The sequence below is a fragment of the Paenibacillus jepli genome (genome assembly GCF_047238105.1).
GTDB lineage: Bacteria > Bacillota > Bacilli > Paenibacillales > Paenibacillaceae > Paenibacillus_D.
The window spans coordinates 3,949,770-3,964,586 of the sequence record NZ_JBDFMD010000001.1 but is presented as its reverse complement, the minus strand read 5'-3'; the positions used below and the strand labels follow the sequence as shown (position 1 = coordinate 3,964,586).

The window sequence follows — 14,817 nt, the reverse complement described above, 5'->3', positions numbered from 1 at the left end:
TGCCGATGACGGCCTAACCGACCAGGCCTGTTCTCTCGATGCTCTCGACGAAGTAACGCTGGACGAACAGATAGATGATGATGAGCGGCAGGATCGCCATCAGGATGCCGGTGTCCTGCACCATGCTCAGATAGAATGGATCCGCCGTCGACGTATCGCCGCCCGACAGCAGGATCGACAGGTTATGCGGCAGCGATGACAGCTGCGTCGCCATCACCTTGCTGCTCGTCAGGTAGGTCGTCGTGTAGAAGCTGTCGTTCCATTGCCAGACGAAGGAGAACAGCATGACCGTGACGATCGACGGGATTGCATTGGGCAGCATGATCCGCGTAAATGTCGTGCCGACGCCCGCGCCGTCCACGTATGCAGCCTCCTCCACCTCCTTGGGGATGCCGCGGAAGAACTGGCGGAAGATGAAGATATACAGCCCCGCCTTCAGGGACGTCGCCGTCAGCGATGTCAGCAGGAATGGCCAGTACGAATTGAGCAAGTTGACCGGCTTGCCTGTGAGCAGCGGGATCAAGCCCATCAGCGTAAAATCCTTCAGATTCAGGTACAGCGGGATCAGGATCGTCGTCGGCGGCACCAGGATCGTCAGGATGACCCCGGCGAACAACAGATTGCTGCCCTTGAACTTCAGACGGGCAAAGCCGTACCCCGCGAGCGCGCAGGAGGCCGTCGTCAGGATCGTCGTCGTCCCTGCCAGTGTAAAGGTATTGAGCAGCGTCTGCCAGTAGTCCATCACGGAGATGACCTGACGAAAGTTATCCAGCGTATAGTTCTGCGGAACCCAGACGACGATCGGCGAGTACAAGTCGGCCTTGGCCTTGATGGCGGTCGCGATCTTCTGGAAGATGGGGTACAAGACGACGAACGACAGACCGACAATCAATACGAAGCGAACGACGATCCAGAGCCAGCGCTTCCAGCTCTCCAGCGATAATATCCGGGTCGCATGCATGTGTTGCTGTCCTCCCTTGCAAGCTAGTCTTGATAGAACACTCTCTTGGAGACGAGGTACGAGATGACCGCCAGGATGAGCGCGATCGCCAGGAAGTAGATCCAGGCCATCGCCGAGCTGAGGCCAAAGTTGAATCTCACGAACCCGGTCTCGCGGATCAGCTCCGTGAGCGCATTGCGCGAGAACGAATCGATGATCGTATAGATGACATTGACCAGGATGAGCGGACTGACCATCGGGAAAGTAATCTTCCAGAACGCCTCGTACCCGGTCGCCCCCTCGATCTTGGACGCTTCATACAGTGCCGGCGAGATCGTCTGGATGCCCGCCAGGAAGATCAGGATCTGCACGCCCGATTGACTGACGATCTGATAGATCCGGTCCACTGCGCCGGTCAGATAGTTGACGATCCACTCGCTGACGCCGGCCTGCAGCATCATCCGCTCCAGCTCGAAGCTGCCCATGGCGTTGATCACGCGAGCGCCGCTGTTCTGATCGTTGATCGCCTGGATCAGGCTCGTGCTCTCCAGCGTCATGATGACGCCGGAGGCGAGGATGACCGGCAGGAAGAAGATCGAGCGGGCTACCGAGCGGCCCACGAACTTCTGGTTGAGCAGCACCGCCAGGAACAGGCTGAAGATGACGATGAGCGGCACATTGACGACCATGTTGATGATCGACTCGGTGAGCACACGGTTAAAGCTCGTATTGACCGTTAGCGCATCGATGTAGTTTTTTAACCCGGTGAACTGCACCGTCAGCCCTTGCGCGCTGGATTCGACAGTGCTGAGGCTGTACCTCAGCGAGGTCAGGAGCGGCGTCAGGAAGAAGAAGATGAAGCCCAGCAGCCACGGCAGAACGTAGAGGAAGCCCCACATCGCCTTCTGCTGCGCGTAGGTACGCGGCTTGGATTTGAACTTCAGGATCGCTCTCAGGACGGTTCACCACCTATCGCATAGCTCTCGGCCTCGATCCGCCGGCCCTCGGCCGTCACCGGCTCGCGGTTGTAGTTGACGATAAAGGACACGCCGTTCTCGTAGGTTGACTTGAAGACGCCGTCGGCCAGCTTCTCATGGCCGCTCAGCCGCTGGCCGGCTACTTTCGAGAGCGCCTCGTTCACTTCGCCGTACATCTGCGCCGCCGTGTCGATCCACTGCTCGTAGTTGACCGCGTACAGATAGTCGAACTCCGTCTCCTTCACCTTATGCCCCGATTGATAGATCCAGGTGAAGTAGACGTGCGAGCCGTATTCGAGACTCTTGAGTACATATTGGCTCGTGTTCGTATGTGTCGACAGATTGAAAGGCGCGCCCGTATAATCGACCGAGCCGCGGACGACCATCTGATAGAACGGGATCTCCTCATCCTCCAGCTTGAACCGGCTGCTGCCCAGCGGCGCGCGGATAATATCGGTCAGGTACGGCAGCGCGTAGGCATTGCCGCCCTGGGCCATGACGCTGCCCTGGCTGGCGCTGATCCGCTCCAGCGCTTCTACCGAGATGCCCTCGGATTGCGTCCGGTCGAGCTGTCGGTTTTTGCGCATATCGCTGTTCAGTTGATCTGCCAGATCGCGCAGCGAGATGCCGCCGGTCGGATAGGATGCCAGTCCCTGCAGCAGCGAGTCGGCATAAGCAGGCACCCTCGTCGGCGAGACGACATAGGCGGGGGTGCGGAGCCGGTCGCGCAGATTAAGCGCCTGATTCATCGGGTAGAGTGCCGCCGGCGCTTCGCTGAGCATCCGCGAAGCCTCCCTGGACACCCGGAAGCCCTCCGTCCGGTTGGCCATCAGGAGCGCGGTATCGGGATACAGCTCGACCCCCCGTTCGTCGAGGAAGACCGCCAGCTCCTGCAGTCCGCGCTTGCCGCCGAGCGCGCCGTCCACCTTCACCTGATCCGGGGCCTTATGGTCGAGCCCTCCATTGAACCAGCCGGCGTACTGCAGCTTGATGCGTTCTACCTGCCGCTCCTGGAGCTGGCGGACGATCGTCTGCGCTTCCTCGAAGGTCGTCAGCGGCTCCAGCGCCTGATACGGGATGCCGAGCCGATGCTTCAGCTTGGGGATGCCGCCGACCAGCTGCAGGTAGAACGGGGTCTCCGTGCCTGGCGAGATCTCCTGCGAGGGCGCCAGCTGCTGCCGGTCGATGAGCGTCTGACGGTAGTGACTGGCCATCCCCGCATACGACGCTTCCTCTCCCGTCAGGAAGGCATACCGGACGATGAAGTCGGAGCTGGTAGGCGATTCCTGGAATTTGGGGAGTGTCCGCACCGCGCCGTCAGCGTTCAGCGTGATATCGTCCTTATTGACGACGATGAAGCTCGGGTAGACGTAGTTGAAGCTGTTGATCTTGCCGCTGATGTCTGCCGTCACCGAAGCAACGGCCGCGCCTTGCTCGATCATGCCCAGCATCGCCCGTCCCTCCTTGAGGATACCAAATACCGGCAGCCTGACCTTCTCGTCGCGAGAGTATGTCTGCGAGCTGTTCATCGTGTTGTCGATGCCGTATACCGCCTGACGATAGGCGGGATACGTCTTCTTGCCGTTATTGAAATGGATCAGTGCCCCCGAGCCATCGGGGACGAGCAGCGAGCCTTCCTCGTCCGTCCCGCCCGCGCCGAAGAAATCGAGCACTGAGACGGCGTTGATCGGGTAGTCTCCCGGATAGCGGATCTCGGATACCGGTACCCGGACGAGCAAGCTGTCGTCTTCCAGTGTATATTCGATCGTCAGATTGAACATCCGCGGCGTCGGCTTGGGCTGGTCGAGGTTGTTGTCAGCGATATCCTGCTCCAGATCCTCGGAGGTATACCCGGCCTCCTCGAAGGCGGCTAGCGCCCGCTCGAGCTGCAGCCCCTGCAGCGCCGAGTCGTTGCGGGTATAGAACGGCTCCTCCTTATCTTCCGTATAGGCGATGCGCAGCGCCCGCTGTCCCGTGTTGTCCAGCTTGCTCAGCACCATCTCCTCGAAGCGCTCCTTGGCGATGCGCCCCGGCATATCATCCATCGTCTTCTTGTTCGTACCAAACTGGTACATCACCCGCAGTCCGTCAGGGATCCCCTCGTACTTCATCTGCTGGTGCAGCACGCTGTCGGTGTAGGAGTTCACCGTACTGATCTGCCCGAGATTGTTGTAGAAGCTCATCCGCACCTGGGAGGACAGCATATCCTTGTTGGTCCCTGTCGCCAGCGTATCGGCGTCGGGCGCAGCCGGGTTGCTCCGCCAAATGTCGCCGCTCGTCCGGTTGAGCACGGCGATGCCCGCCGTCGCTTCCTCGACGTACAGCTGCAGCGCCCCGCTCTGAGCGACCCCCTTCATCCCGGGCAGCCGCTCGTCCGTGAAGGCGGCCGCGAGCCGTTCACCATCGGTGACGGCGATCATCTCGGGCTCGCCTGCCGTCTGCACAGCTTGCGAGTCGCTATCCGAGCAGCCTGATAGCAGAAGGCCCGTCAGCAGCAGCGCGAAACCTAGGTAAGTTGTCGTTACTCTCATCCGTTGCCTTCCTTTCTAGCTTCTTAGCGACAGCTCTTGGTAGATCGTCGAGACGAAGCCGACGATCTGCTGGATCAGACTGAAGAACAGCAGGCACAGGAATGCCATGAACCCCATCGCCACGACAGTCAGCGCCATCGTCACCAGCGTCTTGGACGGCGAGAACTGATGCACCGTCATGTTGCCGACGAACAGCAGGAACAGACACCAGAGAACGGCTACGCTGCCGGAGAAATAATAGAATGCCGTCTCCTGCAGCGTGATGAAGTTGCTGAGCCACACCCACGGGAATTGAATCAGCACCATGGGCAGGAGCGCGAAGCAGGTCGCCATGAAGATCTCGGCGAATTTGCCTTCCCCATCCATCAGCGTCGTCAGCGACCAGTTCGCCACACACCAGAACAACACGGGGACAACGACATAAGTGAGCTCCAGAAGACTGTTCATATATTTGGGGTTGCCGAAGTTGACGAGGAAGCCGCTATACTGCCGCTGCAGGATGACGGTGAGCGCCAGCATCGCCAGGATGATCCATGCCGCGATCAGCACGCCCTTGCGTTCCCGCTCGTACTTCAGATCCCAGAAGCCCTGGAACGGGCGCACGATCAACTGAAGCGGATAGGTGACTTGCTCTCGGTTCATAGGGGCACGACCTTCTTTCTCGCCTTCAATTTGAAATATCGCCTCACGACCAGCAGACCGATGATAGTCAGCACGAGGCCTGTCATGATCGTCGAGAAGCGCTCGCGCAGCACCTCCTTGCGCAGCAGTTGATACGCCTTGGAATAATTGGCGTGATCCATGCTCTGCCGGAAATAATGCACCGCGTCGCTGTAGTTGCCCTGCCTGAGCTCCGCCTTGCCGATGCCGGCATAGGCATATTCGAGGTTGGCGTTGAGGTTGACGGCCTCATAGAAGTAACGGGCTGCCGCCTCCTCGTCACCGCGGTAATAGCTGCGGACCGCTTCATGGAGCACTCGTCCATACTCCGTCGTCTGGAAGCGGGTGATCTCGCCGAGCGCCTTGTCGAGGACCAGGATGTCCTCGCCGGAACGGGCGATCGCCACCGGTGTATTAAATTCGCCAACCCGGTTGCCCAGCCCGCCGAAGATATGAAGCAGATGACCATCGCCGTTATAGGTGAAGATCCGCCCCAGTCTGGCGTCGAGTACGGAGTACATCTCGCTGTCGCCGACATCGATATCGATGAGCCGGGACGGTCCCGCAGTGTTCCTGTAGAGGAGATCTCCCTGTGGCGTGTAGTAGCCCTCCCTGCGCAGGATATCGGCCCCTTGCGCGTTGAGCTTCTTGATCGGGTCGCCGAAGCGGTCTCCGTTGGTCGCATAGATGAACCCCTCGTCATTGATGTCCAGGCTGGTGAATTCGGTCGGCGTGAACATGACCATCTGACTGCGCTGCTGGCGTGTCGCCAGCATCTTCCACAGATACTCGATCGGATCGACATAGACGCGGTTGGCACCGATAAAGGTCGAGAACGTGCCGTCCGAATTGAACTCCATGAAGCCGTCGAACACGCCGGCTGCCATCACATACACCCGCTCGCTGCTGTCGACCACAAGCCGCATCGGCTGGAAGGAGAAGTTGCTCTGCAGCAGCTCGGACTGCGGCGAATCGATGATCTTCACCAGCCCGCCCTGTTCGTCGAGATGGACGACGCGCTGCTTGCCGGTGTCTGCGACGTACAGATGGCCGGTCGCTGTGACGAACAGCCCTTGCGGATTGGCGAAGCTGTCCGGGCTGCCGCCGCTGTCGAAGCCGTCGATGATGTCGAGCAGCCGCATCTGCGGGTCCAGCCGGACCACCCGGTTGTTGCCAGAGTCGAGGACATAGATCGTACCGTCCGGGTGGACGCCGAGATCGCTCGGCTCCCTGAAGGCGTCCACGCCCAGCGTCCGGCCGTCATACAAGTCCGTTGCCTGGTAGGCTGCCGGCGCGGCGACCGCTTCGCCGTAGTAGGAGTACATATACGAAGGCGCCACCTCCGCCGCCTCCGCCCGCAAGCCTCCCAAGGCTCCCAGACAGAGGCAGCAGGAGAGGACGGTCAGCGTCCATTTGGCAAGACGCGCACTCTTAGGCATGTTGTCGGTCCCCCCTTTTGAGCCATTTTTTAGAATCGTGTTCGCAAAGTTCGGTTTGAACTACCTCACTAATCCTTCATGCCGGAGGTCGCCATCGTCTGGATCACACTGCTCTGCGAGACGATGAACAGGCTGATCGGCACGATCATGATGATGAGCGCCACCGCCGCCCCGACCCCGGCCCGGGCGATCCCGCCCTGGATGATCTGGCTGAGGGCGTAGTTGAGCGGCTTCAGATTCTCGCTATAGATGAAGTTGCCGCCATCCGTGCCCCACAGGGCCGGGAACTGCAGGATCATCAGCGTCAGCCAGGCCGGCTTGACGTTGGGCATGACGATAGTCCAGAAGATCCGGTATTCGCTAGCCCCGTCAATCTTGGCCGCCTCCAGCAGGGCATCGGGGATCTGCTCCATGAACTGCTTCATCAGGAACAGTCCGAGCGAGAACGCCAGCGACGGCACGATGATCGCTGCGTGCGTGTTGATCCAGCCAAGCCACGACATCACCATATAGTTCGGGATGGCCGTGACATGCGGCGAGAACATGAGCGAGAGGATGACGATGGTGAACAGCATCTTGGACCCCGGGAACCGGTACTTGGCCAGCGGATAAGCCGCAGCCGAGGCCAGCAGGATATGGCCCGCTGTGCCGACGAGGGTAATCAGCAGCGTGTTGGCGATGTAGCGGGAGAACGGGACCCACGAGTTGCCCATCAGCGCGACCAGATCGTAGAAGTTATCCATCGTCGGGTTGTTGACGAAGAAGCGCGGCGGGAAGATAAACAGCTCATCGAGCGGCTTGAAGGCATTGTTGACCGTGTAGACCAGAGGCAGCACCATGAAGGAGCCGAACACGGCCAGCAGGCCAAATAACAGGAAGCTGACGGAGAACGAGCGGTTCAGCCGCTTGCCCAGACGGATCGTACCGAGCACTTTGGTCGACATCTCACTCCCCTACCTTTCGCAGCAGTTTCTGGGTCATGATGTTGGTGCCCAGCATGAGGCCGAACAGCACCGTTGCGATTGCGGACGCATACCCCATCTCGAAGCGGATCGTACCGAAGTCCATCAGATGCGTTACCACCGTATGCGCAGCGTAGTTGACGCTCGGGAAGCCGGCGAGTGCGATCGAGATGTCCGCCACCGCGAAAGCCGCCGTGATCTGCATGACCGCGCCGAACATCAGCTGCGGCTTCATCGACGGCAGCGTGATGTACCACAGCTCCTGCCAGCGGTTCTTGATGCCGTCTACCGAGCCGGCTTCGACCAGTGTCTTGTCGATCGTCTGCAGGCCTGCGATGAAAGCCAGGAAGCTGGTGCCCAGACTGAGCCACAGCTGGACGATGATGACGATCGCCAGGATGTACTTCTCGTCCTGCAGCCACTGGATCGGCTCCAGGATAAAGCCGACGCGCATCAGGAAACCGTTCAGATACCCATAGCTGTCGCCGGAGAAGATGATCAGCCAGATGAAGAACACATTGCCCGAGATCGATGGCGCATAGAACACCAGCGTCATGAAGGCGCGGATCTTGGGCGAGAGCTCATTGATGATCCAGGCGAACAAGAAACAGGCGACATAGCTGATCGGCCCGGTGATGACGGCGAACAGCAGCGTATTTTTGAGCGCGATCAGAAATACATCATCGTTCAGGAACAGCCGTGCATAGTTCTGCCACCCGATGAAGCGCGGGAACTCCAGCATATTGAAGTAGAAGAAGCTCAGCACGAGCGACATGGCGACCGGAATGACTGTAAAGGCGAAAAAGATCAGCATGAACGGACTCATCAGCACGTACAGATGCCTGTTGACGTGCAGCTGCTTCTTGAGCAGCGCCAGGCGGGAGGTCTTCTCCGCCGGGACGGCGTAGACAGCCGCGTGATCGGTTCTTTCGGCTTGCAACGTATTCCCTCCCCTTACCGGACAGGCAGATCGAACTCCTGCCGCTTGATGGTGATCTCATCATTGATGTAGACAATATAATCGGACAGCGATTCGCGAGGATTGGCGCCGGCGTTGACGACGCGCCGGAAGGCGTTGTCCAGATGACGTCCGGTGAAATAGCCGCCGGGGATCTGCGGGATGCCTTGCACCCACTGCCATTGCTCCTCCAGATTGCGGTAGTCCTTGACCGGCCAAGGCAGCTGCTCCAGCGCCTCGATATTCGCTGTCGGGTAGCGGGCCGCGGCTCCCATCAGCCCTTCCATCTCGCGTCCGTACTCGATCTGCGTCTGCTTCTCCGTCCACCACTTCATGAACTCCCAGGACGCTTCCTTATCCCGGGCATTCTCCAGCATGAGAACCGCCGTCGTCGAGCTTGCCACCTCATGGGTGATACGGCCATCCGCCTGCACCGTACCCGGGACGATAGTGAAGTCCCAGAGGTTGCGGATCTCCGGCGCCATGACGGTGAGCATGTTGTACGTGATATAGTCGGCGATGCCGATCGGCATCTCGCCGGTCCGGAACCGGTTCGGGAAGTCCGCCCGCAGCGGGAACTTGTAATTGGTGTAGAACTGCGTCCACCGCTTGAACGCCTCCATCGAGATCTCCGAGCCGAGTGCGCTCGACATCTGATCCTCGCTGTAGAACTCCCCGCCGTTCTGATACATCAGCATCGCGAAGGTCGCGTTGGGCACCAGCGCCGCGTTGTTGATCGTATCCTCGATCGGCAGGAAGAACTCCATGTTATGCTTTTGCAGCACCGAGATCAGGGCGTACACTTCTGACCAGGTTCTGGGCGGCGTCAGACCCAGCTCCGCAAGGATATCCTTGCGGTAGAACAGCATCGGGAACAGCTGCTGCTCGGGCAGTGCATAGACGCCATCGTTGTAACGGTAAGGGATGAGCGCACTCTCCCGGAATCGCACGGCGACATCATCGAAGTCCGGGAACACGCTCAGGTCGGCTGCCGCCTTGCGCATCGCATAGTTGACCGGCACATCTTCGCCCATCTGCATCGCGACGTCGGGCCCTTGCCCGGCCAGTGTCGCCGGCAGCAAAATATTGGGCGGCACGAGGCGCAGGCTGACCGAGATGTTGGTGTTCGGCGTGAAGGTATCGTCGATCAGCCCCTTCAACACCTGCGCCTGGTCGCGGCCCGTGGTGATCCATACGGTAATGGCACGCTGCTTCTCTTCGATATTGCCGATGCTGTCGTAATCTTCCGTATAAGAAGCGATATAGGCTCCCAGCTCATGGCGCGTCCGCTCCAGCAGCCCCGCTTCGGCTCGCGGCAGCTCCGCGTCCGGCGAGGAGACGACCAGATAGTCCAGCGCGAGCGGCTGCTCGCGTACCGTAAGGATCCATGTGCCGAGGCCGCCGACATTGATCTTGAAGCTGTCGAGCCGCCTGGCGACCGTCTCGGGACGCTCCGCCATGTCCTCAAGCTGGCGCACGAGCGCATGCAGCACGGCCACCTTGTCGCTCGCCTCGCCTGTCACCTCCTCGAGATAGTCAGCCACTGAGCCGACGATCTCCGCCTGCTCGCGGAACAGCTCGGTCATCTCCGGGATCCGCCGCTCCAGCTGATAGTCGCGCAGCGGATCGGGATTGTTGGAGGTGATCATGAGGATCTTGCGGTACATCTCGTTGAGCGCCAGCACGCTCGACTCGACGGTACGGAGCAGCGGCGCGATATCGCCGAGCGTCACCGTCATCCGCAGCCGGTGCTTGCCTGCCGTCAGGTGGAACAGATACGGCTCTTCCTCCCCGCCCAGCACGTCGGTCTGCCAATCTGTGTTGTGGTTGAAGCGCAGCCGTTTCATCTCTTCGAATGGATACTCGCCGTCGATGGTCAGGCTGCGTGTGGAGTAGATCCCCCGCAGCTGGTCCTGCTTGCGCTTGAGGGCGATCTGATAGAGTCCGTCCTCCGGCACCTCGATCTCCCACTCGATCCATTGCCCGGGGATCTTCCAGTTCAGACCGCCGATGCTGTTGATGCGGATCTTCGAGACATCGTAAGGCTGGACCGTCGGCGAAGAGCGGTCCGACTCGGGATAGAGCGTGGGCGCCGACTTCCTGACCGCATCCTCGGCCTGAACCTGGATGTATTGTCCTTGCGCCGGCTGCAGCCCTTGCGCCTCGTATGCGGCCTTGACCTGCTCGTAGGTCTGCAAGCCCTTGTTCTGATACAGCTCGATATATGCGATGACCATCGGCTCCCGCTGCGCCTCCAGCGCAATCGTCCGCGTGCCCGCCTCTAAGTAGAAAAGATACGGATCTTCATAGTAGCCCTCGCTGTCCTTCAGCTCAGCCTGCTGCCACTGCGGACGCTCGATCTGCCGGGGCCTCAGATCGTTGCCCCGGTCGTCGCGGCGGATGTAATCCTCGCGGTTATCCCATACCCGATCGAACAGCAGCAGATCGGCGCCCCGGAACGGCACCTCGCCGTCGATCGTCAGCACCCGCTCGATCGACGAGCTCTTGCCGGCCACCGGATAATAGTGGATGCGCATGTTGTACATGCCGGAAGCCGGCACTTCGACCTGCCATTGGATCCTGCCGGTCTCGGGCGTCAGCACGGCTGCGCCCTGGTTGCCCATGTAGTTGTCGACGATCTCGAATTCGCCGTCGGCCGTCTCCGTGAAGTCGGCGGCAGCCAGACGAATCGTTGCGTCCGGGCGACCTGCTCCGATATGCCGGTTGTAATACTCGTCGTAGCTGTCTTCGCCCGCCGAATCCGATACCGCCTCAAAATCGGCCCGCGCCTGCACCTGCCAAGGCTCGGAGCGTTGGGACGGCCATGCCCAAAGCGAGACGAGAAGAGCGCAGGCCAGCAGGATGATCGTGTATGTCTTCCAACGACGCTTCATGGTTTACCTCCTAACCTGTAGGCAAAGTACACAGTCCCCATTTCGTAGAATCAAAATGGGGACTGGCGAATGATTCTTGATCGCTTATTGGTAGACCTCATCGATCGCCGCTTGAATCGGCGCCTTATATTTCTCAATTACGGTGGATACCGATATCCCCTCTTCCAGCTCCGCGACCATGTCATAGTAAGGGAGGGACGGGAACGAGTTGCGATCGATGATGTTCATGTTATCCCCAGCCAATCTCGCGTTGGCAATATCGTCTTCATTGTCAAAATTCGTCTCCAGTCCGGCTTGACCCGGATAGTCGTAAATCGACTCGATGTCGTTGATCTTCTCCCAGATATACATCAGCTGCTCCGGATTCTCGATCACCTTCGGGATTGTCAGGAACTGCACCGCCGGCTCATGCGCGTGGTAAGTCGAAGCGCTTGGTCCTTTGGGGAACGGCACGAAGCCGATGTCGAAGTCCTGCATATCCTGCTTCAGTCCGGAGGTCTCGTAGTCTGCACCCGCATACATAAGCGTGTTGCCCTGGCGGAAGAACTGACCCGGCTCCGTCCAGTCGCCGCCCTCGGTAGGCCGGGCGACGCTTTCGGTGGCCAGACGGGAGATGAAATTGAACACTTCGACCACCTTCGGGTCATCGAGATTCTGCTGGTCGCCGCTCACCAGATCCGTTCCGTTGGCTGCCAGCGCCTGCTCGGTCAGCGAGCCGCCGGCCAAGCCCCACGTATCGATCTTCGAGTCGTTGTTCGTGTCCTGATTGGCTTCCTTGGCTACCTGGATGAAGGTCTCCCAATTCCAGTTATCCTCGTCGACGTATTCCTGCAGCGGCTTCAGTCCGAGGTTCTTCATCAGCGTGCGGTTGTAGAAGATGCCCGTGATCAGATTGGTGCGTCCTTCGGAGAAGCCGTAACCCCGTCCTTCGAACTGGGAATACAGGTCGGTGATGCGCTGGTTAAAGACGTTCTCGTTGCTGGTGTACTCATCGACCGGCCAGAACATATCCTGCTTGGTCAATGCCGGGATCATGTACGCCTTGCCCATTCTTACGATGTCGCCTAGCGGCTCGCCGGCCATCAGGGAAGCAACCACGCGCTCCTGGTACTCGCCGTAATCGATGGCGATATACTCGATATCGAAGTTATGCTTCTGCTTCAGCGCCTCCAGGTTCTCGATGCGCTGGATGTTATCCGGGTTATTGTCGGGAATCGTCATATCCCACCAGGAGACCACCTTGATCGTACGGCCGCCCATATCAAAATCCATCTCGTTGCTCGCTGTGCCCTCCGGCTCCTCGCTGCCTTCGCTCTCCGTATTTTCGGTGGTTGGCGGCTCGTTGCCGGGCCCTTCAGTAGACGGGCCATTGCCTCCGTTGCCGCTGCTGCATGCGGCCAGTGCGATTGCCAGCATCAGACTTAGAAGCGTGAGCCAAACCTTGTTTGCCTTCATGGTTATCCCCCTCAATTGTTGTTCTACTTCGAAATTGTAGCGCTTTCATTTGACTCCAACAACCGGAGTAATTGCAGGTATTTTCACCTGTTAAGGTATAGGTTTTTTATATAATTCCACCCTGTTCGATTACAGGCCAAAAACAAGGAAAACAGCGGGATATATAAGTAAAGAAATGGATCTTTCTTTCTCTCCCATTCCTTGAGATACTATTAGTATTTTGCAAATTTCACACTGTGCTTCGATCGCCGCAGAAGCGCTGTCGCCGGGCGCTTTACGCACCACAAGCATTCACCTCCCCTCCAGGCAATTCAAAGAGGCGCATGCCCGTCATTCGGACATGCGCCTCTTTGATTAGAGTGAACATGAGCTCTTAGCGTTCCCCTTCTATCAACCGATACTACCGTCTCCTACTGCTCGAACTGCCATGCGGCGAGTCGGAACAGCTCCGTCTCCGGCGCGCCCAGGAACACCAGGTACAGGTTGTGGGTGCCGCTCGCTCCCGACACCTCGGTCGTCAGCTCGACAGTTTCGCCCGCCGTCAACGCCGGAACCTCCAGCGCGCCGATCGACTCGCCCTCGGGGCTGGAGAGGCGCAGCTCGATCGTGCCGCCTTCGCCTGCTCCGGCCAGCCAGGCGCGGAACGTCGCCGCCCCCTCGCCGAAGTCGACCGAGGCTTGCGCGACCCAGTCGCCGGCCTGGATATCGGCTACGTGCGTGCGCGCAGGCTCTGCCGCCGCCTCTGTCGTAATGCCGGCGTTCCACGCCATCGTCACGCCGCGCGCCGGCGCATACGGATCGAAGGACTGCAGCTGCGGCACGCCCTCGTACGAGGCTGTGATCTCCTGGATCAGGCCGGACGCCGCATCGAATTCGACCTGGTTGAGATGGGTCGAGCGGTAGCCCTTGGCGACGCCCATCGCTTTGGACAGCGTCTGCGCGTGATAGGCAATATACCAACTGTCCCGAAACTCGAAGATCGCATGGTGGTTATTGCCGCCGACGCCGAAGAAGTGCATCGGGTTTTTCAGTATCGATCCCTGGTACGTCCACGGTCCCATCGGGTTGTCGCTCGTCATGTAGATAATCTCGCCCGCCCGCGGGCTGCCTTCCTCGCGAACGCCGTCGTAGAAGTTGGAGCAGTAGGTGTAGTAATACTGGCCGTTCACCTTGTTGATGCCGGAGTTCTCGAACATATACGGCGCCGGGATGACCTCCGCCGTGCCGACGACGCTCGTCATGTCGGCTCCCAGGCGCATCACACGCGCCGTATTCGGCTCGGCGAATTGTCCCTCGGGTACGCCGCCGCCGAAGTAAATGTACGCTTCTCCGTCGTCATCCACCAGCACGGCAGGATCGAACAGCCAGGTCACCGCTTCGACGCCGGGGGTCTGACGAGTGATGAGCGGCTTGCCGATCGGATCGACCCACGGCCCCTCGGGGCTGTCGCTCGTCAGCACGCCGATGCTGGTCGCATTGTTGGCGAAGTAGAGGAAGAAGCGGTCCTCCCCGTCGATCACCTTGTGCGCGGCGGCAGGCGCCCACGACTGCGTCGCCCAGGTCGCCGCGCCCTGCGGCCCTGCTACAGCGATCGCGCCATGATCCGTCCAGTTCATCAGATCGGACGAAGAGATAAGATGGAGTTTGTTGATCGAGCTATAGGAGTTCTCCTTGATCTCGCCCGCCCCGTCATGCTCCAGCACGTCGCCGGTCATATACAGATAGACGCGGTCGTCATACACGAGCGCATACGGATCGGCGCCGAACTTGTGGCCCATCAGCGGGTTGCCGTGCGGCGGCTGCTTGCCGAGCGCAGCGGCCAGCTTCACTTCGACTGGATTCGTGTCCGCTCCCTGGATCGGTTCTTTTTCCTCTGCGGAGGGGTTTGAGTTTGCATTCGTCATGTGAGAATCTCCTTTTTGTTTGATATTATCGAACATCGTTTCATAGATAGCTAGACTTATCATAACTGACGCGACAACAATGGTCAAAATCCCTGCC

General features: G+C 59.5%; 11 protein-coding genes. All 11 read right to left on the bottom strand.

The features are described from left to right. Positions 1-13: 13 nt before the first annotated feature. Complete coding sequence (locus tag ABC336_RS17295) at positions 14-961, bottom strand: carbohydrate ABC transporter permease (RefSeq protein ID WP_413239821.1); 948 nt, start codon at positions 959-961, stop codon at positions 14-16. Positions 962-984: 23 nt separating this feature from the next. Next, positions 985-1,839, bottom strand: a complete 855-nt coding sequence (locus tag ABC336_RS17290; RefSeq protein ID WP_413239820.1) for a carbohydrate ABC transporter permease — start codon at positions 1,837-1,839, stop codon at positions 985-987. A 53-nt stretch (positions 1,840-1,892) separates the two neighbouring features. After that, on the bottom strand, positions 1,893-4,448 hold the full coding sequence (locus tag ABC336_RS17285) for a DUF5696 domain-containing protein (RefSeq protein ID WP_413239819.1): 2,556 nt from the start codon (positions 4,446-4,448) through the stop codon (positions 1,893-1,895). A gap of 15 nt (positions 4,449-4,463) precedes the next feature. Then, positions 4,464-5,090, bottom strand: coding sequence for a Yip1 family protein (locus ABC336_RS17280; RefSeq protein ID WP_413239818.1), 627 nt, complete (start codon positions 5,088-5,090; stop codon positions 4,464-4,466). Continuing rightward, the gene (locus tag ABC336_RS17275) at positions 5,087-6,547 is read right to left on the bottom strand and encodes a hypothetical protein (RefSeq protein WP_413239817.1); all 1,461 of its coding nucleotides are present in this window, start codon (positions 6,545-6,547) and stop codon (positions 5,087-5,089) included. Before ABC336_RS17275 ends, ABC336_RS17280 begins: the two co-directional genes overlap by 4 nt. A gap of 68 nt (positions 6,548-6,615) precedes the next feature. Next, positions 6,616-7,491, bottom strand: a complete 876-nt coding sequence (locus ABC336_RS17270; protein WP_413239816.1) for a carbohydrate ABC transporter permease — start codon at positions 7,489-7,491, stop codon at positions 6,616-6,618. A 1-nt stretch (position 7,492) separates the two neighbouring features. Then, positions 7,493-8,449 (bottom strand): carbohydrate ABC transporter permease, encoded by a 957-nt coding sequence (locus tag ABC336_RS17265; RefSeq protein WP_413239815.1) that lies wholly within the window; start codon positions 8,447-8,449, stop codon positions 7,493-7,495. A 14-nt stretch (positions 8,450-8,463) separates the two neighbouring features. Continuing rightward, positions 8,464-11,361 carry an extracellular solute-binding protein gene (locus ABC336_RS17260; protein WP_413239814.1) on the bottom strand — a complete coding sequence of 966 codons (2,898 nt, stop codon included), beginning with the start codon at positions 11,359-11,361 and terminating at the stop codon, positions 8,464-8,466. 84 nt (positions 11,362-11,445) lie between these two features. Next, the gene (locus ABC336_RS17255) at positions 11,446-12,816 is read right to left on the bottom strand and encodes an ABC transporter substrate-binding protein (RefSeq protein WP_413239813.1); all 1,371 of its coding nucleotides are present in this window, start codon (positions 12,814-12,816) and stop codon (positions 11,446-11,448) included. Positions 12,817-12,945: 129 nt separating this feature from the next. Further along, complete coding sequence (locus tag ABC336_RS17250) at positions 12,946-13,107, bottom strand: hypothetical protein (protein WP_413239812.1); 162 nt, start codon at positions 13,105-13,107, stop codon at positions 12,946-12,948. A 119-nt stretch (positions 13,108-13,226) separates the two neighbouring features. Further along, a complete protein-coding gene (locus ABC336_RS17245; protein ID WP_413239811.1) occupies positions 13,227-14,720 on the bottom strand; it encodes a glycoside hydrolase family 43 protein in 1,494 nt (497 codons plus the stop codon). Positions 14,721-14,817: the final 97 nt, after the last annotated feature.